The sequence below is a fragment of the Cellulosimicrobium sp. NPDC030954 genome, from assembly GCF_055571305.1.
Window position 1 is genome coordinate 143,491 of sequence record NZ_JBVIFN010000001.1, and the last position, 21,415, is coordinate 164,905.

At 74.1% G+C, this 21,415-nt stretch carries 19 protein-coding genes, 3 tRNA genes and 1 pseudogene; 17 read left to right on the forward strand and 6 right to left on the reverse strand.

Annotation, left to right across the window (positions count from 1 at the left end; genetic code table 11):
• Positions 1 to 11: 11 nt before the first annotated feature.
• The 3 genes from ACZ402_RS00595 to ACZ402_RS00605 all read left to right on the forward strand — a co-directional run bounded on the left by ACZ402_RS00595 (position 12) and on the right by ACZ402_RS00605 (position 2,983).
• Complete coding sequence (locus ACZ402_RS00595; RefSeq protein ID WP_375823836.1) at positions 12 to 1,001, forward strand: carbohydrate ABC transporter permease; 990 nt, start codon at positions 12 to 14, stop codon at positions 999 to 1,001.
• Positions 998 to 1,966, forward strand: coding sequence for a carbohydrate ABC transporter permease (locus tag ACZ402_RS00600; protein ID WP_336724292.1), 969 nt, complete (start codon positions 998 to 1,000; stop codon positions 1,964 to 1,966). The genes ACZ402_RS00595 and ACZ402_RS00600 overlap by 4 nt, the downstream gene beginning before the upstream one ends.
• Positions 1,967 to 2,062: 96 nt before the next feature.
• Entirely contained in the window at positions 2,063 to 2,983 is a 921-nt protein-coding gene (locus ACZ402_RS00605) for an EamA family transporter (protein ID WP_375823835.1), read from the forward strand.
• A gap of 36 nt (positions 2,984 to 3,019) precedes the next feature.
• On the opposite strand, the gene ACZ402_RS00610 is transcribed toward ACZ402_RS00605, so the two are convergent.
• Complete coding sequence (locus tag ACZ402_RS00610; protein WP_375823833.1) at positions 3,020 to 3,664, reverse strand: bacterial proteasome activator family protein; 645 nt, start codon at positions 3,662 to 3,664, stop codon at positions 3,020 to 3,022.
• Between the two features lie 66 nt (positions 3,665 to 3,730).
• The gene (locus ACZ402_RS00615) at positions 3,731 to 4,708 is read right to left on the reverse strand and encodes an NAD(P)H-quinone oxidoreductase (RefSeq protein ID WP_375823832.1); all 978 of its coding nucleotides are present in this window, start codon (positions 4,706 to 4,708) and stop codon (positions 3,731 to 3,733) included.
• Positions 4,709 to 4,939: 231 nt separating this feature from the next.
• Between ACZ402_RS00615 and ACZ402_RS00620 the strand changes: the two genes are divergently transcribed.
• From ACZ402_RS00620 to ACZ402_RS00650, 7 genes are all read left to right on the forward strand, one after another.
• Positions 4,940 to 8,848, forward strand: coding sequence for a sensor histidine kinase (locus ACZ402_RS00620; RefSeq protein ID WP_375823831.1), 3,909 nt, complete (start codon positions 4,940 to 4,942; stop codon positions 8,846 to 8,848).
• A 36-nt stretch (positions 8,849 to 8,884) separates the two neighbouring features.
• Positions 8,885 to 9,334, forward strand: coding sequence for a roadblock/LC7 domain-containing protein (locus ACZ402_RS00625; protein ID WP_024839165.1), 450 nt, complete (start codon positions 8,885 to 8,887; stop codon positions 9,332 to 9,334).
• Between the two features lie 34 nt (positions 9,335 to 9,368).
• Positions 9,369 to 9,755 carry a DUF742 domain-containing protein gene (locus tag ACZ402_RS00630; protein WP_031317001.1) on the forward strand — a complete coding sequence of 129 codons (387 nt, stop codon included), beginning with the start codon at positions 9,369 to 9,371 and terminating at the stop codon, positions 9,753 to 9,755.
• 448 nt (positions 9,756 to 10,203) lie between these two features.
• Positions 10,204 to 10,740: a GTP-binding protein gene (locus tag ACZ402_RS00635; RefSeq protein ID WP_082141054.1), complete on the forward strand. Its 537-nt coding sequence runs from the start codon at positions 10,204 to 10,206 to the stop codon at positions 10,738 to 10,740.
• Positions 10,741 to 10,838: 98 nt separating this feature from the next.
• Positions 10,839 to 10,923: transfer RNA gene (locus ACZ402_RS00640), tRNA-Ser, on the forward strand.
• Positions 10,924 to 11,144: 221 nt separating this feature from the next.
• Positions 11,145 to 12,422: a threonine/serine exporter family protein gene (locus ACZ402_RS00645; RefSeq protein WP_375823830.1), complete on the forward strand. Its 1,278-nt coding sequence runs from the start codon at positions 11,145 to 11,147 to the stop codon at positions 12,420 to 12,422.
• A gap of 103 nt (positions 12,423 to 12,525) precedes the next feature.
• Positions 12,526 to 12,614 (forward strand) — tRNA-Ser (locus tag ACZ402_RS00650).
• A gap of 126 nt (positions 12,615 to 12,740) precedes the next feature.
• On the opposite strand, the gene ACZ402_RS00655 is transcribed toward ACZ402_RS00650, so the two are convergent.
• Positions 12,741 to 14,114 carry an FtsX-like permease family protein gene (locus ACZ402_RS00655; protein WP_375823829.1) on the reverse strand — a complete coding sequence of 458 codons (1,374 nt, stop codon included), beginning with the start codon at positions 14,112 to 14,114 and terminating at the stop codon, positions 12,741 to 12,743.
• Positions 14,111 to 14,884 carry an ABC transporter ATP-binding protein gene (locus ACZ402_RS00660; RefSeq protein ID WP_375823828.1) on the reverse strand — a complete coding sequence of 258 codons (774 nt, stop codon included), beginning with the start codon at positions 14,882 to 14,884 and terminating at the stop codon, positions 14,111 to 14,113. The genes ACZ402_RS00655 and ACZ402_RS00660 overlap by 4 nt, the downstream gene beginning before the upstream one ends.
• Positions 14,885 to 15,114: 230 nt before the next feature.
• Between ACZ402_RS00660 and ACZ402_RS00665 the strand changes: the two genes are divergently transcribed.
• From ACZ402_RS00665 to ACZ402_RS00690, 6 genes are all read left to right on the forward strand, one after another.
• A tRNA-Arg gene (locus tag ACZ402_RS00665) sits at positions 15,115 to 15,187 on the forward strand.
• 308 nt (positions 15,188 to 15,495) lie between these two features.
• On the forward strand, positions 15,496 to 16,065 hold the full coding sequence (ectA, locus tag ACZ402_RS00670) for a diaminobutyrate acetyltransferase (protein WP_375823827.1): 570 nt from the start codon (positions 15,496 to 15,498) through the stop codon (positions 16,063 to 16,065).
• Between the two features lie 118 nt (positions 16,066 to 16,183).
• Positions 16,184 to 17,482: a diaminobutyrate--2-oxoglutarate transaminase gene (gene ectB, locus ACZ402_RS00675; RefSeq protein WP_375823826.1), complete on the forward strand. Its 1,299-nt coding sequence runs from the start codon at positions 16,184 to 16,186 to the stop codon at positions 17,480 to 17,482.
• A gap of 85 nt (positions 17,483 to 17,567) precedes the next feature.
• Complete coding sequence (locus ACZ402_RS00680; RefSeq protein ID WP_375823825.1) at positions 17,568 to 17,969, forward strand: ectoine synthase; 402 nt, start codon at positions 17,568 to 17,570, stop codon at positions 17,967 to 17,969.
• Between the two features lie 112 nt (positions 17,970 to 18,081).
• Entirely contained in the window at positions 18,082 to 18,690 is a 609-nt protein-coding gene (locus ACZ402_RS00685; RefSeq protein WP_375823824.1) for a TetR/AcrR family transcriptional regulator, read from the forward strand.
• A 37-nt stretch (positions 18,691 to 18,727) separates the two neighbouring features.
• Complete coding sequence (locus ACZ402_RS00690; protein WP_375823823.1) at positions 18,728 to 19,765, forward strand: alpha/beta fold hydrolase; 1,038 nt, start codon at positions 18,728 to 18,730, stop codon at positions 19,763 to 19,765.
• Between the two features lie 54 nt (positions 19,766 to 19,819).
• Here ACZ402_RS00690 and ACZ402_RS00695 read toward each other — a convergent pair whose 3' ends face one another.
• A complete protein-coding gene (locus ACZ402_RS00695) occupies positions 19,820 to 20,245 on the reverse strand; it encodes a hypothetical protein (RefSeq protein ID WP_375823822.1) in 426 nt (141 codons plus the stop codon).
• Between the two features lie 70 nt (positions 20,246 to 20,315).
• On the opposite strand from ACZ402_RS00695, the pseudogene ACZ402_RS00700 reads away from it, so the two are divergent.
• Positions 20,316 to 20,408 (forward strand): annotated as a pseudogene (locus tag ACZ402_RS00700) (GyrI-like domain-containing protein); the annotation flags it as partial.
• Positions 20,409 to 20,438: 30 nt separating this feature from the next.
• On the opposite strand, the gene ACZ402_RS00705 reads toward ACZ402_RS00700, so the two are convergent.
• Complete coding sequence (locus ACZ402_RS00705) at positions 20,439 to 21,152, reverse strand: anaerobic ribonucleoside-triphosphate reductase activating protein (protein WP_375823821.1); 714 nt, start codon at positions 21,150 to 21,152, stop codon at positions 20,439 to 20,441.
• Positions 21,153 to 21,415: the final 263 nt, after the last annotated feature.

Genomic DNA, 21,415 nt, shown 5'->3' on the forward strand with positions numbered 1-21,415 from the left:
CGGAGGCCACCATGGACTGGTTGACCGAACCGAGCTCTCCCGTGGAGAAGTTCGGCCTGATGTTCCTCGCGATCCTGCTCTTCGTCGTGGTGATGGGGGCGATCCTCCTCGCGGTGGACCGGCCCAAGCGGATCCCGCGCTGGCTCGTCGTGCTCGCCTTCGTCGGTCCGGCGGTCATCGGGCTCGCCTGGGGACTCGTGCGGCCCGCGCTCATCACCATCTGGAACTCGCTCTTCGACCGCCGCGGCAACGAGTTCGTCGGGTTCGACAACTACGTCACGGCGTTCACGACGGACCAGTTCCAGCTGGTCCTGCGCAACACGGCCATCTGGGTCGTCGTCGTCCCGCTGCTGTCGACGTTCATCGGGATCGTGTACGCCGTGCTCGTCGACCGCTCCCGGTTCGAGAAGTTCGCGAAGGCGCTCGTCTTCCTCCCGATGGCCATCTCGATGGTCGGGGCGTCCATCATCTGGGGCTTCGTCTACGAGTTCCGGCCCGACCAGCCGGGAGTCAACCAGATCGGGCTGCTCAACCAGGTGCTGGTGTGGCTCGGGCTTCCGCCCCAGCAGTTCCTCATCGGCCAGCCGTGGAACACGTTCTTCCTCATCGTCGTGATGATCTGGATCCAGACGGGATTCGCGATGACGATCCTCTCGGCGGCGATCAAGGCGATCCCCGACGACATCGTCGAGGCCGCCCGGCTCGACGGCCTCAAGGGCTGGGGGATGTTCCGGTACATCACCGTCCCCAGCGTCCGCCCGGCGCTCGTCGTCGTCCTCACCACCATCGCGATGGCGACGCTCAAGATCTTCGACATCGTGCGCACGATGACCGGCGGCCAGTTCGGCACGCAGGTCGTCGCGAACGAGTTCTACACGCAGGCGTTCCGGCAGAACAACCAAGGCCTGAGCTCGGCGCTCGCGGTCATCCTGTTCATCCTGGTCATCCCGATCATCGTCTACAACGTCCGTCAGATGCGGCTCGCGGAGGAGATCCGATGACCAGCACGCCGATCCCTCCGGTCGTCCCGGACACCGATCTCACCACCGAGGCGGAGCTCGAAGGGCCGAGCCGCCCTCGCAAGCTGACCCGGCTCGAGAAGCGGGCGATCGCGGCCAAGGGCAAGCTCAGCTCACCCTGGGCGTCGTTCCTCGCGATCCTCATCGCGATCCTGTGGACCATCCCCTCGGTCGGCCTCCTCGTGACGTCCTTCCGCCCCGAGCTCGACATCCGTCGGAGCGGGTGGTGGACCGTCATCCCGGGCCTCTTCAACGGCGAGGCAGAGTTCACGCTCGACAACTACGACCAGGCGCTCTACGGCAGCGGCAGCAACCTGTCGACCTACTTCGTCAACTCGTTCGTCATCACGCTGCCGGCCGTGGTCATCCCGATCACTCTCGCGCTCCTCGCGGCGTACGCGTTCGCATGGATCGAGTTCCGGGGTCGCGAGATCCTCTTCGTGGCGATCTTCGCGCTCCAGGTCGTGCCTCTGCAGGTCGCGCTCGTCCCGCTGCTGCGTGACTACGTCGACGTGGGCCTCAACGGGACGTTCTGGACCGTCTGGTTGTCCCACTCGATCTTCGCGCTGCCGCTGGCGATCTTCCTCCTCCACAACTTCATGAAGGACATCCCGCGGTCGCTCGTCGAGGCCGCGCGCGTCGACGGCGCCGGTCACGTCAAGATCTTCTTCCAGGTGCTCCTGCCCCTGCTCGTGCCCGCGATCGCGTCGTTCGCGATCTTCCAGTTCCTCTGGGTCTGGAACGACCTGCTCGTCGGTCTGACGTTCGCCGACACCTCGTCCTACCCGCTGACGGTGCGAGTCGCCGAGATGGCTGGATCGCGCGGTGGCGACTGGCACATCCTCACCGCCGGTGCGTTCATCTCGATCATCGTGCCGCTCGTGGTGTTCGTCGCCTTGCAGCGGTACTTCGTGCGCGGTCTCCTCGCGGGGTCGGTCAAGGGCTGACACCCGTCCCGAGCATGCGGCTCCGGCCCGTCCCGCGCGTCGGAGGGGCCGCAGCCGCATGCTCGACCGGCGCATGAGGGCGCCTAGAGTCGACGGGTGACACGTCGCCCCGCCGCCTTCGACCGGGTTCCTGCCCCGGCGCTGTTCGTCGTCTCGGGGCTGACGCAGTACCTGGGCGCGGCGATCGCCGTCGGGCTGTTCGCCGTGGCCGGCGCGATCGAGATCGGGTGGCTGCGCATCGCGGCGTCCGCGGTGCTGCTGCTCGCGTGGCGCCGGCCGTGGCGTCACCGGTGGACCCGGCACGACCTCGCGTGGGTCGCCGTCTTCGGCGTCGCCCTCGCCGCCATGAACCTCGCGTTCTACGTCGCGATCGACCACCTTCCGCTCGGGACGGCCGTCGCGATCGAGTTCCTCGGCCCCGTCGCGGTTGCCGCCGTCACCGGCAGCGGGTGGCGCGAGCGGGGCGCGATCGCGGTCGCCGCGGCGGGGGTCGTGCTGCTCGCGGGCGTGACGATCGAGTCGGACCTCCCGCGCGACGACGCCGTGCTCGGCCTGGCCGCGATCGGCGTCGCGGCCGCGTGCTGGGCGGCGTACATCCTGCTGGGACGGCGGGTCGCCGTCTCCGGTTCAGGGGTGACGTCGCTCGCGGTCGCGATGACCGTGGGCGCCCTCGTGTTCGCGCCGTTCCTCGCGCCCGGCGCGGTCCCCGTGCTCGGCGACTGGCGGCACGCGGTCGCGATCGCCGGGATCGCCCTCTTCTCGTCCGTCGTCCCGTACGCGCTCGAGCAGGTCATCCTGCGCCGGGTCAGCGCGGCGACGTTCTCGGTGCTGCTCGCGCTGCTCCCGGCGACGGCCGCCGTCGTCGGGGCCGTCGTGCTGCGCCAGGTGCCCACGGTCCCGGAGCTCGTCGGTCTCGTCCTGGTGTCCGGGGCGATCGCCATGACCGCCGCGCGCCCGGGCGGCCGGGACTCGCCGCCGCCCGACGACGCCGCGCCGCTCGACCCGCCGCCCGCCTGAGCACCCGGCCCGGACGGGCGGGCGGGTCGCGGTGCCTCAGAGGTACTGACCCGGGGAGGGACGCCCGTCGTGCTCGTCCGCCCGGCCGGGGTGGCCCGGCATCCCGCCCGGCGCACCGGGGCCCATGGGCGGCAGCGAACCCGGCGGCAGGGCGCGACGCATCTGCGAGAGCTGCGCCTGCGCGGCCATCTGCTGGGCGACGAGCGCCGTCTGGATGCCGTGGAACAGGCCCTCGAGCCAGCCGACGAGCTGCGCCTGGGCGACGCGCAGCTCCGCATCCGTCGGGACGGTGTCGTCCGAGAACGGCAGCGTGATCCGGTGCAGCTCCGCCACCAGGTCGGGCGACAGGCCCTCCTCGAGCTCGGTGAGCGAGCGCTCGTGGATCTCGGCGAGGCGCGACCGCGCCGCCTCGTCGAGCGGGGCGTCCCGGACCTCGTCGAGGAGCTTCTTGATCATGCCGCCGATGCGCATCACCTTGGCGGGCTCCTCGATGACCGTCGCCGGGTTGCGGTCGGGGTCGGTCGAGTCGTCGCTCTCGACGACGCTCACCCCCGTCCCGTCCGGCATCACGACCGTGGCGCGCGCGGGCTCGTCGGTGTCGTCGACGGTGTCCTCCGGACCGTTCGCAGGCTCGGGGGCGGTGGGCTCGTCGGGGCGGGGGTCGCGGGGTTCGTCAGCCATGGGTCCAGTCTGGCGCGCGGCGCCCACGCGCGCACCGACGGCGCGTGATCCCGGTGTCGGCCGCGGTCAGGGGACGAGGAGCACCTTGCCGAAGACCTCGCCCGAGTCGAGCAGCTCGTGCGCCCGCGCGGCCTCCTCGAGCGGGAGGCGCGCGTGCACCACGGGGCGGACGCGGCCGTCCTCCACCATCGGCCAGACGTGCGTGAGGACCTCGTGCACGATCCGCGCCTTCTCGGCCGGCGGCCGCGCCCGGAGCGTCGTCCCGGCCACCGTGGCGCGCCGGGCGAGGAGGAGACCCAGGTCGAGCTCCGCGCGTCGTCCCTTCTGCATGCCGATGACGACCAGGCGGCCGCCCGTGGCGAGCACCTCGAGGTTGCGCGGCAGGTACGCCGCACCGACGACGTCGAGCACGACGTCCGCGCCGTGCCCGCCCGAGGCGTCGCGCACCGCGGCGACGAAGTCCTCCTCGCGGTGGTCGACGGCGAGGCTCGCCCCCAGAGCGAGGCACCGGTCGGCCCGGTCGCGCCCGCCGGCGGTGACGGCCACGCGGGCACCGAGCGCGGCGCCGACCTGCACGGCGACGGTCCCGACGCCGCCCGACCCGCCGTGGACGAGCAGCCACTCGTCCGGGGCCAGACGACCGACGTCGACGACGTTGCTCCACACCGTGCACGCCGCCTCGGGGAGCGCGGCGGCGTCCACGAGGTCCACGCCGTCGGGGACGGGGAGCACCTGCGTCGACCGGACGCGCACCTGCTCCGCGTAGCCGCCGCCGTCGAGCAGCGCGACCACGCGGTCGCCCACCGACCAGCCCGTCACCGACCCCCCGACGGCCGCGACCGTGCCCGAGACCTCGAGGCCGGGCCAGTCCGGTGCGCCGGCGGGCGGAGGGTAGGATCCGGCGCGTTGTAGCAGGTCAGCGCGGTTCACGCCAGCGGAAGCGACGTGGACCACGAGCTCGTCCGGGCCGGGGGTCTGGTCAGGGAGCGCGGAAACCGTTAGTTTCTCAGGGCCACCGGGGGCCGATATCGTGACGCCTCGCACATCGCCGAGACTACGCGGACGGCCCGGGAGGCGCCGGTTCGCCGACGGGGCGTCGCGGGGGCGGGACGAAAGTTCACGCTCCTCGCGGATTAGGTGTCCGGGGGATGTGCACCGATAGTTAGTACGCACGACCGGGGAGCGGAGCCCGGGAGGCGCCGCTGCCATGCGCGCCGACCGCGCCGCCGAACGGGTGGACAAGGGTGATGGAGGCAGGTTCGTATGCTCCGCAGGTTGAGCGTTCGCGGGAAGATCCTTGCGGCCCTCGCGGTGCCCGTCCTCGTCCTCTTCGCCGCCGCCGCGATCATCTCGGCGCAGGCCATCGGGTCGGCGCGGACCGCCAGCCAGACGAGCACGCTCGTCGGGGCGCTCGCGGCGCAGGACGCGGCGGGGACCGAGATCGCGGCCGAGCGCACGTACTCCTTCCTCGACGCGGTCGAGGGGTCGGAGGACACCGAGGCGCAGATGATGGCGCAGCGCGAGAAGACGGACAAGGCGCTCGACGCGCGCGACCGCGCGTACGAGAGGCTCGAGACGTCGGCCCTCGACCCGCGGGTGCGCAGCGCGGTCTCCGACACGATCGCGGACAGGGCCGACCTGCTGGCGATCCGGCAGGGCATCGACCGGTCGTCCATCGGCCCCAACACGCGCATCTCGCAGTTCAACGCGCTCATCGACGAGGCGCTCGAGGTGCCCCGCACGCTCGCGGACACGATCCCGGACCGCAGCCTCGCGCAGTACCTCGACTCCTACGTCCTTCTCGACGAGCTCCTCGCGCAGCAGGCGCTCGAGCAGCCGTTCGCCGGTGCGGTCCTCGCCGCAGCCCAGGTCGGCCAGAGGAGCACCGAGACGAGCCAGCAGGCCGCAGTCCTGGTGACCACCGGTGACACCCTCGCGAACCGCACCCGCACGGCCGTCCGACGGCTCCCGGGAGACCTCCAGCTCCAGACGCCGGGTGCCACGTACAACCAGATCCGGCAGAACCTCGCCGGCTCGCGACCCGAGGCGACGCCGCCCAGCCAGGCCGCGCAGTGGCCGGACCTGTCGCAGGCGGACCTCGACCAGACGAGCCCGGTGCGCGACGGTGTCCGCACCGAGACGGCGGAGAAGGCGTCCGACCTCGCGGGTGCCGCGACGACCCGCGCGGTCGTCACGATCCTCGCGACCCTCGCGGCCGTCATCGCCTCGGTCCTCGTCGCGGGCCTCATCGCCCGCGCGATCGTCAACCCGCTGCGCCGCCTCACCGACGCGGCCGAGGACGTGCGTGACCAGCTGCCCCGCCTCGTCGAGCAGGTCGCCGTCCCGGGGCAGGGCCCCGGCATCGACCTGGCACCGATCACGGTGGAGTCCACGGACGAGGTCGGCCAGCTCGCGACCGCGTTCAACGACGTGAACCAGACGACCATCAAGGTCGCGCGCGAGCAGGCCGCTCTCCGTGGCTCGATCGCGGAGATGTTCGTCAACGTCGCGCGCCGCGACCAGGTGCTCCTCAACCGGCAGCTCGCGTTCCTCGACGACCTCGAGCGCTCCGAGGAGGACGCGGGCACGCTGTCCAACCTCTTCCGCCTCGACCACCTCGCGACACGGATGCGCCGCAACGCGGAGTCCCTCCTCGTCCTCGCGGGCATCGACTCGGGCCGCCGCGTGCGCCAGCCCATGCCCGCCTCGGACGTCATCCGTACGGCGTCCTCCGAGATCGAGCTGTACGACCGCGTCCGCCTGAACCTGGTCGTCGACCCGCTCATGCTCGGGCACAACGCGCTCAACGCCGCCCACCTGCTCGCCGAGCTCCTCGAGAACGCGACGATGTTCTCGGAGCCGCACACCCCGGTCGAGGTCACGACCGGCCGCGACGAGCACTTCGTCTACGTGACGGTCCGCGACCACGGTCTCGGCATGACGCCGGACGAGATCGCGGAGGCGAACCGCAAGGTCGCGACGCACGCGGCGTCCGACGTCGTCGGCGCGCAGCGCCTGGGCCTCTTCGTCGTCGGTCGTCTCTCCGACCGCCTCGGCGCGAAGGTCCGGTTCAGCGCGGGCGGCGAGGACCAGGGGACCGAGGTCGTCGTGTCCTTCCCGGGCGCCCTCTTCGTCCCCGACTCGAACGTGCCGCTCCCGCTGCCGACGGACCCGCTGGAGACGAGCACGCAGGCCGCTGCCCAGCAGCTCGCCGGCACGGGAGTGCTCCCCGCGCTCCCCGCCGCCGACGTCGCGGCCCCGGCCGCGCCGTCGGTCCCGGCACCCGCGGCGACGGCGTCGTTCCCGACCGTCGAGCCCGAGGCGCCCGTCGCGGTGCCCGTCGACCTCGACGCGCTCACGGACGGCACCACGCAGACCGGCATGCCCCGCCGTCGGTCGCGCACGGTCGACCCCGCCGCCGCCGCGCCGAGCGCGTCCTTCGCGTCGGGACCCCAGACCGGGGCGATCGTCCTGCCCCCGCTCGCCACCCCGGCGCTGCCGGAGCAGCTCCCGGCGGCGGACGAGGCCTGGACCCCGCCCGCGGAGGTCGCGGACGCCGGGTCCGCGCTCCCGAGCCGGTCGCGCCCGGCCGCGAGCCCCGTCGAGCCGGTGTCCGCCGAGATCCCCGTCCTCGACGTGAGCACGCGCAGCGCCCTGTTCTCGAGCTTCCGCCCGGTCGGCGACCGTCCGGCCGCCGAGAACCCGGTGGAGCTGCCCGCCGCCCCGGACGTCACGGCGACGGACATCCCGCTGGTCTCCGAGGTCCCGGGCGACGCCCCGGTCCAGCAGGACGTGTGGACGCCGCAGGAGGCCGTCGCAACGCCCGCCGCAGACGCGTGGGTCCCCGAGCAGGCATGGGCTCCGGAGCAGCCCGCAGAGCAGGCCTGGACGCCGGAGCCGGCCCCCGACGCATGGGCGCCCGAGCAGCCCGCCGAGCAGGCGTGGACGCCGGAGCCGGCTGCCGACACGTGGGCGCCCTCGTCCGTGGCCGACGCGCCGCTCGACGCGACGCGTGTCGTGCCCGCGGTCCCGGCCGAGCCCGTCGACGAGGCGACCGTCGCGCGCGTCCCGCTGGCGCAGCGCGCGCCGGCCGTCCCCGAGCCCGCCCCCGTGCCGGAGGCGACCCGGGCCGAGGCCGGTCTCGGGACCGACGTCCCGGTCGTGGCGGCGGGTGGCGAGGCCGCGTCGGCGGAGGACATCCCCGCGGAGCTCACCTTCGAGGCGCTCCCGCGCTTCGAGGAGCTGATGGCCGACCTGCCGACGCGCCGCTCGCTGCGCGAGAGCCAGGCGCGCAAGCGGGGGCTCTTCGGCCGGCGTCCCCGGACGACGGCGACGCCGCAGGCGCGCCCGGCCGGGCCGTCCCCGGAGGCCCTGGCCTCGCGCCCGGTGGGAGCGCCCCCGGTCGCAGCCCCGGCCCCGACCCCGGAGGCTCCTGCCCCGGTGCCCGCGTCCGCCCTCGCGGCCGCCCCGGTCGCGGCCCCTCCGGCCGCCGCACCGACGCCCCCGCCGCAGGAGGCCCAGGCCCCCGCACGGTCGTCGGCGTTCGCCCCGCGAACAGGTCAGCCCGCGGCCGCCGCGAACGCGTCGGCGTTCGCCCCGGAGGCGCCCGTCGCCCCGGTGCAGGAGACGCGCACGCTCGCCCCGGTCCAGGACGTGCCGGCCGCTGGCGGCTACGTGGCGCCGGAGCCGTCGTACACGGCTCCCGAGCCCGCGCCGAGCCCGGCCGCGGCGGGGTACGGTCCGCCGACGCCGCTCGTCCGGCGACAGGTGGGCGACGCGATCGAGCCGCTGGAGCCCGGGTACATCACCGACTCGGTCGAGGCGCGGTCGGACTGGATGGCGTCCGCGGTGCTGTACGAGGAGATGTCCACCCTGCTGCAGGGCAGCACCGACTTCCAGGAAGCGACCTTGGCGGACCCGAACGACGGTATCTACCAGCCCCTCACGGTCGACGGCACGACGGCGTCGGGCCTGACCCGGCGCGCGCGCGGCGAGGACCGGGAGGGCTACGTCGACCGCTTCACGGCCCGGATCGACCGTGACCCGGAGCAGCTCCGGGCCCGTCTGTCGGCCTTCCAGTCGGCCACGGCCCGGGGCCGGGTCGAGGGCCAGGACGAGACGAGTTCGACCTGGAGCCCCCAGGCCATGGATTATGTCCCTGATTCAGCGCCGCAGGCGCGGTGACGACATGCCGTCTGCGGCAACTGACGAGGAGGAAGAGTGAACGCGCTCAGCACCGAGGCAACCAACTTCGGGTGGCTGCTCGACAACTTCGTGCGGACGGTCCCGGGCAGCCGGCACACGCTCGTGGTGTCGGCGGACGGCCTGCTCATGGCCATGTCGGACCAGCTCGACCGCACGAGCGGTGACCAGCTCGCGGCGATCGTCTCCGGCATGTCGAGCCTGACCCGCGGGGCGGCCCGACAGCTCAACGGAGGGAACGTCCGGCAGGCCATCATCGAGATGGACAACGGCTTCCTGTTCCTGATGAACGTCTCGAACGGGTCCGTCCTGGGCGTCGTGGCGGAGGCGAACTGCGACATCGGCCTCATCGGCTACGAGATGGCGCTCCTGGTCTCCCGCACCGAGGCGACCCTGACGCCGCAGCTCATCTCGGAGATGCGGGGTAGCCTTCCCGTCGACGGCGCGACGCGAGCCCCGGTGGGATGAGGACTGAGCGATGACGAACGTACCTTTCGGCAGCATGGGAGCACACGACGGGTACGAGGCGGCGACGGTCCGCCCGTACGCGGTCACGGGCGGTCGTGTGCGCTCCGCCACGTCCGACCTCCCGCTCGAGGCGCTCGTCGAGGTCATGCCGGGCGCCGTGAACAGCTTCGGGCTCCCGCCCGAGAAGCGCTCGATCCTCCAGCACGCCGCGCACACGTACGTCTCGATCGCCGAGCTCTCCGCGCTCCTGCGCCTGCCGCTCGGCGTGACGAAGGTGCTCGTCGCGGACCTGCAGGAGGACAACTACATCACCGTCCACACGTCGACCCCGCTCAACGTCCACACGGGTCATGGCAGCAACCACTCGGGTCTGTCCCTGAGCGTCTTGGAGAGTGTTCTCAATGGCATTTCCACCCTCTGACGGCTCGGGCAGCGCGCCGCAGGCCGGGCAGCCGTCCGGGGTGATCGGGGGTGTGCCCGGTGGCCAGGCGGCCGTCCGTCAGACCGCGTGGGCTCCGGTGAGCGCGCCCGCCGGCGTGCCGACGCAGGCGCCGGCGGCGTCCGCCCCGGCGCGTCCGGTCGCGCCGTCGGCACCCGTGGCGCAGCCCGCGCCGACGGCACCGTCCGTCTCCGCCGCGCCGGCGACGCCGGCCGCGGTGGCAGCGCCGGTCGCCCAGGCTGCGGCTCAGCCGCGCACCGCGCCGCAGCCCGTCGCCGCCGCGCAGCCCGTGGCCCCGGCACAGCCCGCCCCGTCCGTCGCGCCGGCGCAGCCCTCGGCAGCGCAGGCTCCCGCGGCCGCGCAGCCACCGGCGACAGCGCAGCCCGCCGGTGCCCCGGCAGCGGCACGGACGGCGCCGACGGTCGTCAAGATCGTGGTCGCGGGCGGGTTCGCCGTCGGCAAGACGACGTTCATCGGGTCGATCTCCGACGTCGAGCCGCTCAACACCGAGGCTGCGATGACGGAGCACTCGGTGGGCGTCGACGACGCGGGCGGCGTGTCCGACCGCAAGACGACGACGACCGTCGCGATGGACTTCGGTCGCGTGTCCCTCCCGGGCAACCTGTGGCTGTACCTGTTCGGCACGCCGGGCCAGGACCGCTTCCTCTTCATGTGGGACGACCTGGTGCGCGGCGCCATCGGTGCCGTCGTGCTCGTGGACACCGACCGCCTCGAGCAGTGCTTCCCGGCGATCGACTACTTCGAGTCGCGCAACATCCCGTTCGTCGTCGGCGTGAACTGCTTCGACGGCGTGGCCAAGCACAAGCTCGAGGACGTGCGCGAGGCGCTCCAGATCCCCGCGCACGTGCCGATGCTCTACACGGACGCGCGGTCGCGGGCTGCCACCAAGCAGACGCTCATCGCGCTCGTCCAGCTCGCGATGCGTCAGCTCCGCGGGGCGGCCTGACCTCCGCGATCCCCGTACCACCGCCGACGGCGGGCCGCCCTCCACGGGGCGGCCCGCCGTCGTCGTGCGCGGGCCGGGCGTGCCACAATGGCTCGCCGGGAGGGCTGACAGAGCGGCCTAATGTGACGGTCTTGAAAACCGTTGTGCGGCAACGCACCGGGGGTTCGAATCCCTCGCCCTCCGCAGGTCGTCGGGCCGGGCCCGGAGCCGTGCTCCGGACCCGGCCCGACGTGCGTCCGGGCGGTGCGCGCGCGACCAGATCCTCCTCGCCGTCCGGCGGGTGCGACGCTCCTGACCGGGCCCGGGCCGGGCGGACCGCGGACGTCCGGCGTCCGGCCCCTGGGCACCGGGGACCGGGACCTTCGGCGAGTGCCGCGCGGACGGACCTACGGGATCATGGCCTCGTGACGCCTGAGCCCTCCCCGGCCGACGAAGCCGGTCTCGAGCCCGTCGACCTCATCCGCCGGTCGGGCACCGTGCTGCGGATCGGCCGCCTCGCGCTCTCCGCCGGGACGGGCAGCTACCGCGTGAAGTCGCACATGACCCGTGCGGCGCGGGCGCTGGGGCTCGACCACATCGCCGCCCACGTGACGCTCACGGAGATCACCGCGACGTCGTACCGGGGCCCGATCTTCCGCACCGAGCTCACCGAGGTCCGGTCGATCGGGATCAACGCCGACCGCCTGGCGCAGCTCGAGCGGTTCTCCGCGGCCCTCCCGGCGGGCGCCGACCTCGGCACCGTCGAGGCGGAGCTCGACCGGATCGCGCGCCGGCCACCGCTGTACGGCGCGCTGCTCAACGCCCTCTGGGCGGGGATCGCCTGCGCGGCCTTCGCGTTCCTCAACAACGGCGGTCTCGTCGAGTGCGGCGCGGTGCTCGTCGCGGCGGCGCTCGGGCAGGCGGTGCGCCGGGCGATGCTGCACCGGGGGATCAACCAGTTCGGCGTGACGATGCTCGCCGCGGCGGTCGCGAGCATCGCCTACCTGGTCCTCGTCCTGGCGCTGTCGGCGCTCGCGGGCGTCGACGGCGGGCACGAGGCCGGGTACGTCTCCGCGGTGCTCTTCCTCGTGCCGGGGTTCGCGCTCGTCACGGGCGCGCTCGACCTCGCGAAGCTCGACTTCTCGGCGGGGGTCGCCCGCGTGACGTACGCGCTCATGATCCTCGCGTCGGCCGCCCTGGCCGTGTGGGGCGTGTCGGCCGCGGCGGGCCTCGCCCCGGACCCGGTGCCTCCGCCGGGCCTGGCGGAGCCGCTGTTCCTGGGACTGCGGAGCGTCGCGAGCTTCCTCGGGGTGCTCGGGTTCGCCCTCATGTTCAACAGCCCGTGGGCGATGGCGCTCGGGGCCGCGTCGATCGGGATGGTCGCGAACGTGGGGCGCCTGCTCCTCGTGGACGCCGACGTCGTCCCGCAGGCGGCCGCGGCGGCGGCCGCGCTGCTCGTGGGACTGCTCGCCGCCACGGTCGCCCCGGCGCTGCGCGTCCCGCGCATCACGGTGTCCGTGCCGGCGGTCGTCATCATGGTCCCTGGCGTCACCGCGTACCGGGCGGTGTACGAGTTCAACACCGGGGCGACGGCGCAGGCGCTCGCCTACGCCGTCGAGGCCGGGCTGGTGATCGTCGCGCTCGCGATCGGGCTCGCCGTGGCCCGGATGCTCACCGACCGGGAGTGGACCTTCGAGCGGTAGGCGTCCGGACGGCGGCGCGGCGCGACCCGTCAGGCTCGGCGGTTTGGTCTCGCGGCGACGCCCTTGTACCCTGGGCGACGCAGGCTCTCCGACGAGCCTGCGAGGAGACGTCGCATAGTCAGGTCTAGTGCGCCACCCTGCTAAGGTGGTAACGGAGCAATCCGTTCGAGGGTTCAAATCCCTCCGTCTCCGCTCAGGAAGGTCCCGGCTGCCGAGCGCCCGGGGCCTTTTCTGTTGCCCGACTCCTGTTGCCCGACGCAGAGCCGCCAGCGCCCCACGGGTCGGGGGACCGGCGGGGCGCTGACGAGTCCGGGGCGGCTACGCGCTGCCCGACGTCGCGAGCGCGGACCGCACCACGAACCGGGACGCCCCGGCCCCGGCGAGCACGAGGGCCGACGCGGCCGCGACGCACAGCAGGAACTGGACGACGACCTCGACGTTGGCGAACGCGTTGAGCCCGATCACGGGGACCATGAACAGCAGCGCGGCGAACGTCGCCACGCCGACGCTCACGACGAGCGGGACGAGCGTCTCGCGGAACCGGGCCTGGTCGAGCGTGCGCAGGTCCGTCCCGGACAGGACGAGCGTGCGGTACTCGTTGCGCTGGTCGATCACGCGGCCGGCCTGCATGACGCCGGTCGAGACCGCGGCGAGCACGCCCGCGATGGCCAGGGTGAGGAACCCGCCGGTCTTCATGTCGGTGAGGTACTGCACCTCGTCCGGGTCCGCGCCCATGCCCGGCTCCAGGAGCGCGAAGATGCTCGTCAGCCCGGCGATGAACGTCGCGAGGGCGACCCCGCCGACGGAGCGCCACGCGGTCTTCGGGTTGTCGACGATCCGCCTCCCCGCGAGCAGCGTCGGCACGCGGCGGGCGCCGCCGGCCGTCATCTTGCCGACGAGCCAGATGACGAACGGCCCGACGACGTTCACGGTCGCGAAGCCGACCAGCAGGATGACCGTCAGGACGGTGAGGACGACCGCCACGGACCCGAAGGACAGGTTCGTCGCGACGACGAGCGCGACGAACGCGACGCCCATCGACAGCAGCCGGACGGCCTTGAGCCCCGGGGGCGTCACGCGGGCCGCGACGCCCAGCGGGGTGATCGCCACGCGGCGCAGGCTGACGAGCGCGGACACGAGCGCGACGGCGACCACGAGGACGACCGCCCCGAGGAGGGCCGGGACCCCGACCCAGAGCTCGCCGAGGTCGAACGTGCGGCCCTGGAAGCGGAGCTGGGCGACGAGCGGCAGCAGCGCCCCGTACCCGACCAGCCCGACGAGCGCCCCGATCACCGCCTGCGCGGCCGCGTCGAGGGCGGTGAGCGTGGTGACCTGGCCCGTCGTCGCGCCCGCGAGGCGCAGCGCCGCGAGGCGGGCGTCACGACGGGCGACGGCGAGGCGCGCGGCCGCGGCGCCGAGCGTCACGAGCGGGATGAGCAGCAGGAGGGACGCGACGCCCGCGAGGAGCGGGTACTGGGTCGCGTACGGGGTGATGGCCGAGTCCATGCCCTCACGCATGCCGTCGACGCCGCCGGCGCGCAGGAGGAACGCGTGGAAGCCGCCCATGACGACGAGCAGGATCGCCGTGGTGACCGCGAACGCGATGATCGCGAGCACGTTCGTCAGGCCCTGCGGGTCGCGCTCGTCGGCGCTGCGACGGCGCAGGAGCCACCAGAGGTCGACGGTCCTCATCGTGCGCTGTCCTGGCTCGGTGCGGCGGGCGCGGCGGGCGCGGGCTGGGCCCCGGGCGCGAAGAACTCGCCGGAGATGCGGCCGTCGCGCATGGTCACGGTGCGGGTGCAGTGGCGCGCGACGCCCGCGTCGTGCGTGACGACGACGAGCGCGGCGCCGGAATCGCGGGTGGCGCGCGTGAGGATGTCGAGGACCTCGGCGCCGGTCGACTGGTCGAGCGCGCCCGTCGGCTCGTCGGCGAACACGACGCCGGGCGACCCGACGAGCGCGCGCGCGATCGCGACGCGCTGGGCCTGGCCGCCGGACAGCTCGCCCGGGCGCCGCTGCTCCATCCCGGCGAGGCCGAGGTGCGCGAGCCACCGGGCGGCGACGGCCGTGGCTTCCGTGCGCGCCGTGCCCGCGAGCATGAGCGGCAGCGCGGCGTTCTCGACCGCGGGCAGCTCCGGCAGGAGCTGGCCCGACTGGAAGACGAAGCCGAAGTCCTGGCGCCGCAGGACGGTGCGGCGGGCCTCGGAGAGGGTCGTGACGTCCTCGCCGCGCCACGACACCGAGCCGGACGTCGGGGTGATGATGCCCGCGAGGACGTGCAGGAGCGTCGTCTTGCCGGAGCCCGAGGGGCCCATGATCGCGAGCGACTCGCCCGGGTGGACCGTGAGGTTCACGCCCGCGAGGGCGTGCGTCGCGGTCTGGGCGGAGCCGTAGACCTTGGTGAGCGCGCTCGCGACGAGGGGCGAGCCGCCGGGGGCGGAGGAGGGGCCGGTGAACGTCATGGACCGATCGTCCGACGGCGGCGGGTGCCGCCGCGTCGGGCTGGGGACGGGACGTCGTCCCGTGCGGGTCCCACCCTGGGGGGACCGTCCGGCGCGCCGCGTGCGGCGAGGGTCGGACGGCGTGGCGTCCGTCACCTCGCGCCGTCCGGGGGCGGATCGGTTTGGGTTCGGGGCGGGGACACGGTAGTGTTCTCGACGGCCGGTGAGCGATCAGCGGCCGAGCATGACCGGCGCCCGTAGCTCAACGGATAGAGCATCTGACTACGGATCAGAAGGTTGGGGGTTCGAATCCCTTCGGGCGCACCGCAGAAGCCCCGGAACCATGTGTGGTTCCGGGGCTTCGTCGTTCCTGGGCCGAGCCCACGTGCCGCGCCGACCTGCCCTCCGCCCGGGTGCCCGCGCGTCGCCGCGCCGACGGGGTCCCGCCGACGCTCGTTCCCCGGGTGTCTCACCCACAGAGACGTGGAGCACCGCGACCACCGACTGCTGACCAGAACCTGCCTTCCGCGTGATTCTGCGGCTCTCGGGTGTGATCCGGCTCCCGAGAGTGCGCGCGATCGGTCATGCAGAGGTGCAATCTGATCGAGAACAGGCCTAGGGTCGTCGACGGTATGGACACGACGACGAACGCCGCGCCCACCGACCCTTCGACCTCGAACGCCGCCGACGCGCCGCCGTCGGCCCCGCCCCGCACGGGGGTGCGGCGGGCCGCCGTGCGCCGTCCCGCGCCGGACGACGGCGCGGCCATGTGGCGCGTCGCCCGTGACTCCGGCGAGCTCGACCTGAACTCGTCGTACGCGTACCTCCTCCTCGCGCAGCACTTCGCCGACACGTGCCGCGTCGCCGTGGTCGACGAGGAGGTGGTCGGGTTCGTCTCCGGCTACCTGCTCCCCGATGACGCGTCCCGGCTGTTCGTCTGGCAGGTCGCCGTGGCCGAGGAGCGTCGGGGGCAGGGTGTCGCGGGCCAGCTCCTCGACGCGGTCGTCGACGCGTCGCCCGACGTCGTCTCCGTGATCACGACCGTCGCGCAGGACAACGTCGCCTCGCGCGCGCTGTTCGTGCGCTGGGCCGCCCGGCGTGGGGCGACGATCACGACGCGACCGCTGTTCACCGCGGACCAGTTCCCCGACGCGCACGTCGACGAGCCGATGCTCGTCATCGAGGGCGTGCACGCCCGCTGAGCCCCTGGCCGGCGGGAGCCGGCGCAGGACGTGGGCTACGCCGGTCCGGCGCACGGGTGACGCCGTAGCCCCTCGCACTCTCACGCACCCGAGCGCACCATCCCAAGGAGAGTCCTTCGTGACGATCTCGACCGTCCCTGCTCCCGAGGCGTACGCCGCCGACGACCCGACGGGCTTCACGGCCCTGGAGTCCGGCGTGCGCAGCTACTCGCGCGCCTGGCCCGCCGTGTTCGACCGTGCGGTCGGTGCGACCGTCCGCGCCGAGGACGGCACCGAGTACCTCGACTTCTTCGCGGGGGCCGGGTCGCTGAACTACGGCCACAACGAGCCCCGGCTCAAGCGGGTGCTGCTCGACTACCTGGCCGACGACCGCATGGTCCACTCGCTCGACATGCTCACGACGGCGCGCCGCGACTTCCTCGAGACGTTCCACGACCGGATCCTGCGTCCGCGCGGCCTCGACCACAAGGTCGTGTTCCCCGGCCCGGGCGGCGCGAACGCCGTGGAGGCCGCGCTGAAGCTCGCCCGCAAGGTCACGGGGCGGGAGTCCGTCATCACGTTCACCAACGCGTTCCACGGGATGACGCTGGGCGCGCTGTCCGTCACGGGCAGCTCGATGAAGCGCGGAGGGGCGGGGGTCCCGCTCGTGCACGCGACCCCGATGCCGTACGACGACTACTTCGACGGGGACGTCCCGGACTTCGTGTACCTGGAGCGGCTGCTCGCGGACGGCGGGAGCGGGCTCAACGAGCCCGCCGCGGTCATCGTCGAGACGGTCCAGGGGGAGGGCGGCATCAACGCGGCGCGCGCGGAGTGGCTGCGCGGGCTGGCCGACCTGTGCTCGCGGCACGGGATCCTCCTCATCGTCGACGACATCCAGATGGGCTGCGGGCGCACTGGCGGGTTCTTCTCGTTCGAGGACGCCGGCATCGTCCCGGACATCGTCTGCCTGTCCAAGTCGATCTCGGGCTACGGCCTGCCGATGGCGCTCACGCTCATCCGCCCGGAGCTCGACGTGTGGGAGCCGGGCGAGCACAACGGCACCTTCCGGGGGTTCGCGCCGGCGTTCGCGACGGCGGCGGAGGCGATCCGCACGTACTGGTCGGACGACGCGCTCGAGCGCTCGACGCTCGCCAAGGGCGCCCTGGTGGAGGCGCACCTGAACTCGGTCGTCGCGCGCTACCCCGACCACGCGCTCGTCTCCAAGGGCCGCGGCCTCGCGCGCGGCGTGCAGCTGCCCGACGGCGACCTGGCCGCCAGGGTGTGCGCGGAGGCGTTCGCGCGCGGCCTGCTCGTGGAGACGTCCGGGCCGTCGGGCGAGGTCGTCAAGCTCCTCCCGCCGCTGACGCTCACGGACGCCGAGCTGCGTCGCGGGCTCGACGTGCTGGACGACGCGCTGGCCGCCGTCCTGCGCTGAGCCGCCCCCCGCGCCGGGCCGGTCCTCGCGCCCGGTGCCGGAGCGCCGACCGACCTGCCCCGAATCCGACCTGGAGGAACACCCCATGATCGTCCGCACGCTCGACGAGATCACCGGCACCGAGGCCGACGTCCACAGCGAGAACTGGCGCAGCAGGCGCATCGTGCTCGCGAAGGAGGGCGTCGGGTTCTCGGTGCACGAGACCACGCTGTACGCCGGCACCGAGAGCACGTTCTGGTACGCCAACCACGTCGAGGCCGTGTTCATCACGTCCGGCGAGGGCGAGATCGAGGACCTCGGCACCGGCACGGTGCACCCGCTCGCTCCGGGCACGCTGTACCTGCTGAACGACCACGACAAGCACGTCGTCCGGCCGCGGACGGAGATCCGGTGCGTCTGCGTCTTCAACCCGCCCGTGACGGGGCGAGAGGTCCACGACGAGAACGGCGTGTACCCGCTCGTCACGGAGTCGCCCGCGCCCGCCTGAGCGGCGGTGGGACCGCCGTGACCCCGGGCCGCACGGCCAGCCCTCGGCCCGGGGTCACGGTCCGTCGGTCGCGAACCGGCAGATTTCAGCACGACCGTGCTACGGTCGGGAGGTGACCAAGGGCGACGAGACGCGGCAGGCGATCCTGCACCGTGGCGTGGAGGCCGCGTACCGCGTCGGGCTGACCGGTCTCACGATCGGCGAGCTCGCGTCGGCCACGGGCATGTCGAAGTCCGGCCTGTACGCGCACTTCCGCTCCAAGGAGTCGCTCCAGCTCGCCGTCCTCGGCCAGGCGCGGGCCGAGTTCATCGACACCGTGGTCGCCCCCGCGCTGCGCACCCCCCGCGGCGAGCCGCGGATGCGGGCGCTGTTCGAGGGGTGGCTCGCGTGCGACCTGCGCCAGGACCCCGGCGGCTGCCTGTTCGTCAAGGCGGCGACCGAGCTCTCCGCGCAGCAGGGTCTCGTCCGGGACCAGCTCGTGCGCGACCACCGTGACCTCTGCGACGCCGTCGCGCAGGTCTTCCGCACGTGCGTCGCGGAGGGCGGGTTCCGCGCCGACGCGGACCCGGAGCAGTTCGCCTCCGACCTCTACGGCGTCATGCTCGGGGTGAACCACGCGCACGTCCTCATGGCCGACCCGCTGGCCGAGGAGCGCGCCCGGCGCGCGTTCGAGGCCCTGCTCGACGCGGCGCGCACGACCGCGCCGGTCCCTGTCCGCTGACCGCAGCCGTCTGCACCACCGACCGAGAGGAACCGCCGTGGGCGTCCCAGGCTCGAAGAAAAGCACGACCGTTCGTGCCGACCGTCGCCGAGCCGCGCGACGGCGCAAGGCCGCCCTGCAGCTCGCGGTCGTCCGCGCGCGCCTCGCCGGCCTCCAGGCGGTGTCCCCGCGTCGGGCCGCGCGTCTCGCGCTCGACCTCTGGTGCACCCCGCCCGACGGCGCCGGTCGGCGCCGCGACGGCCGCTCCGCCCCGGGCGAGCTCACCACGGTGACGACGGACGCCGGGTCGCGGGTCGTCGTCGAGACGTGGGCGGCGGCCGCGGCCGCGACCGGTGGCGAGGGGCAGGCGAGCCCTGCCGGCGAGCCGGCGGGGACCCGCGTACCGGCCGAGGTCGGCGTCGTCTACCTGGCCCACGGGTGGGGCGGGTGGCGCGGCCAGCTCGGCGCGTTCGTCGAGCCGCTCCGGGCGGCCGGCTACCGGGTCGTCGCCTTCGACGCGCCGAGCCACGGCGACTCCGGCCCCGGCAGCCTCGGGTGGCGGCGCAGCACCATGCCCGAGCTCGCGGACGCGCTCGCGACGGTGGTCCGGGCGCACGGCGAACCCGCGGCGGTCGTCTCGCACTCGCTCGGCACCGCGACGACCGTGCTCGCGGTCCGCGACGGGCTGCCCGCCGGTCGGCTGGTGCTCGTCGCCGCGATCGCCGACGTGCTGGGCGAGCTCGACGGGTTCGCCGACCTGCTCCGGCTCTCGCGACGGACCCGGGAGCTGCTCCAAGGCCTGCTCTCCGACGTCGCCGGTCGCCCGCTGGCCGAGCTGGACGTGCGCGAGACCCTGCGCACCCACCCGGTCCCGCCCGCGCTCGTCGTGCACGACCGCGCGGACAAGGAGGTCCCCTACCCCGTCGGGGCCGCGCTCGCCGCGGCCTGGCCCGAGGGCGAGCTCCTCACGACGGAAGGGCTCGGGCACCACCGGCTGCTGCGCGACCCCGAGGTCGTGCGGGCCGTCGTCGACTACGTGACGCCGCTGCGCCCGGCCGCGCCCGTCGAGCCCGACCTCGCGCGCCGCGGAGCCTGAGCCCGTCACCCGTCACCCGTCGCCCCACCGAGGGAGGCGGCGAGGTGTCGTGCGTCAGGCCGGGGGCCGGTGCCCCGCTGCCCGCAGGACGGCGCGGGCCGAGCTCGACCGGGACAGCATCACGCATCCCGGGATGAACGCGCCGAGCAGGAGCGGACCGCCGACGAGCATGACCCCCCAGAGGAGGAGCGCCAGGTACCCGGCGCCGGAGTTGTTCACCGGGTCCGCGTCCGCGTACGCGAGCAGGACGACGCTCAGCACGCCGGCGGTGACCATGAGCGCGACGGGCACCCAGATCAGCGCCCACGCCGTCCGGCGGTACCCGGCGGTGAACGCCGCCGGCGGGAGCCGGGGGACGGGCGGGTAGCCGCCGTACGGAGCGCCGGGGTGGCCCGGCGGGGGAGGCGCCTGCGCGGGGCGGGCGGGCGGGTACGCGGCGCGGGGGTCCTGTGGCGGGTACGGGGGCGGCGAGGGCGTCACACCGTGTGGATACCAGGCGCACGACGGGCGCGCCAGCCCCGTCCGCGCCGCCCGAGGGCTCACCTTCGCCGGGCCGCCCCACGAGATCTACCTGAGCGACGTGCGACGCACGGACCCGACGCGGCTCCGCACGGTGCTGCGCCAGCCCGTCCGCCCGGCCTGACGCTCGACCGACGACCTACTGACCCCTCCGTCAGGCGGCCGACCGGCGTCGTGCCCAGGCGAGGTCGGTCTCGTCGAGCACGTCGGCGAGCCGGCGGCCCGCGAGCGCGCGGGTCCATGCGGCGGACGCGCCGTCGGGCACGGCCTCCTGGAGCACCCACTCGCGCACCCCGAGGCGGCGCAGGTGCGTGCCGAGCGCGAGGAGCTCGGTGCGCGAGTGCACGCTCGGGTCGACCGTGGTGCGCACCTCGTGGTCGACGCCGGAGCGCAGCAGCACGGTCAGCGCCTCGAACGCGCGGCGCCCGGACGGGATCGTCCCGGTGACGACGGGGTAGCGCGACGGCAGGTGCTTGATGTCGAGGCCCACCCAGTCCACGAACGGCAGGAGCCGCGCGAGCCGCGCCGGCCAGGGGCCGGCGGTGTGCAGCCCGACGTCGAGGCCGAGGCCGCGCACGTCGTCGATCGCGCCGAGCAGGCCGGGGTGGAGCGTCGGCTCGCCGCCCGAGAAGACGACGCCGTCGAGGAGGCGACGGCGCGGGCCGAGGAACGCGACGACCTCCGACCACGGGACCGTGTCCCCGGGCGGTGGTGCGCCGTGCGCGGCGACCGCGCACAGGCCGGGGTGGTGGCAGTACCCGCAGTGCCACGGGCAGCCCTGGGTGAGGACCGTCGCCACCCGCCGCCCGGGCCAGTCCGTGACGGACAACCGGTTCAGTCCGGCGACCACGAGGCCGGGGCGGGTCATCGGCGGCTCCTTCCGACGCACGACGGCCCGGCAGTCCGACGAGTGGGTGTTCGCCCGCCGCGCTGCCAGGACCTCGAACGTAGCGCCGCCGCCCGGTGCGCCGGACCGGTCGAAGGTCCCGACCTCGGTCCACGTGCCGTCCGGACGTGCCGAACCCGGGGTCGCTCCCCACCCGTGGTTGGGTGGGGGCGAGCCCCCCGGGGGGGGGGGGGGGTGGGGCCGCGGGGGGGGGGGGGGGTGGACGCGGCGGCGCGCGGAGGCGC

Excerpts from the sequence above, each read along its gene's own strand:
- ACZ402_RS00630 (WP_031317001.1), top strand. The coding sequence starts at position 9,369 with ATGGGAGCACACGACGGGTACGAGGCGGCGACGGTCCGCCCGTACGCG.
- ACZ402_RS00680 (WP_375823825.1), top strand. The coding sequence starts at position 17,568 with ATGATCGTCCGCACGCTCGACGAGATCACCGGCACCGAGGCCGACGTC.
- ACZ402_RS00595 (WP_375823836.1), top strand. The coding sequence starts at position 12 with ATGGACTGGTTGACCGAACCGAGCTCTCCCGTGGAGAAGTTCGGCCTG.
- ACZ402_RS00610 (WP_375823833.1), bottom strand. The coding sequence starts at position 3,664 with ATGGCTGACGAACCCCGCGACCCCCGCCCCGACGAGCCCACCGCCCCC.
- ACZ402_RS00655 (WP_375823829.1), bottom strand. The coding sequence starts at position 14,114 with ATGAGGACCGTCGACCTCTGGTGGCTCCTGCGCCGTCGCAGCGCCGAC.
- ACZ402_RS00705 (WP_375823821.1), bottom strand. The coding sequence starts at position 21,152 with ATGACCCGCCCCGGCCTCGTGGTCGCCGGACTGAACCGGTTGTCCGTC.
- ACZ402_RS00660 (WP_375823828.1), bottom strand. The coding sequence starts at position 14,884 with ATGACGTTCACCGGCCCCTCCTCCGCCCCCGGCGGCTCGCCCCTCGTC.
- ectA (WP_375823827.1), top strand. The coding sequence starts at position 15,496 with ATGGACACGACGACGAACGCCGCGCCCACCGACCCTTCGACCTCGAAC.
- ACZ402_RS00600 (WP_336724292.1), top strand. The coding sequence starts at position 998 with ATGACCAGCACGCCGATCCCTCCGGTCGTCCCGGACACCGATCTCACC.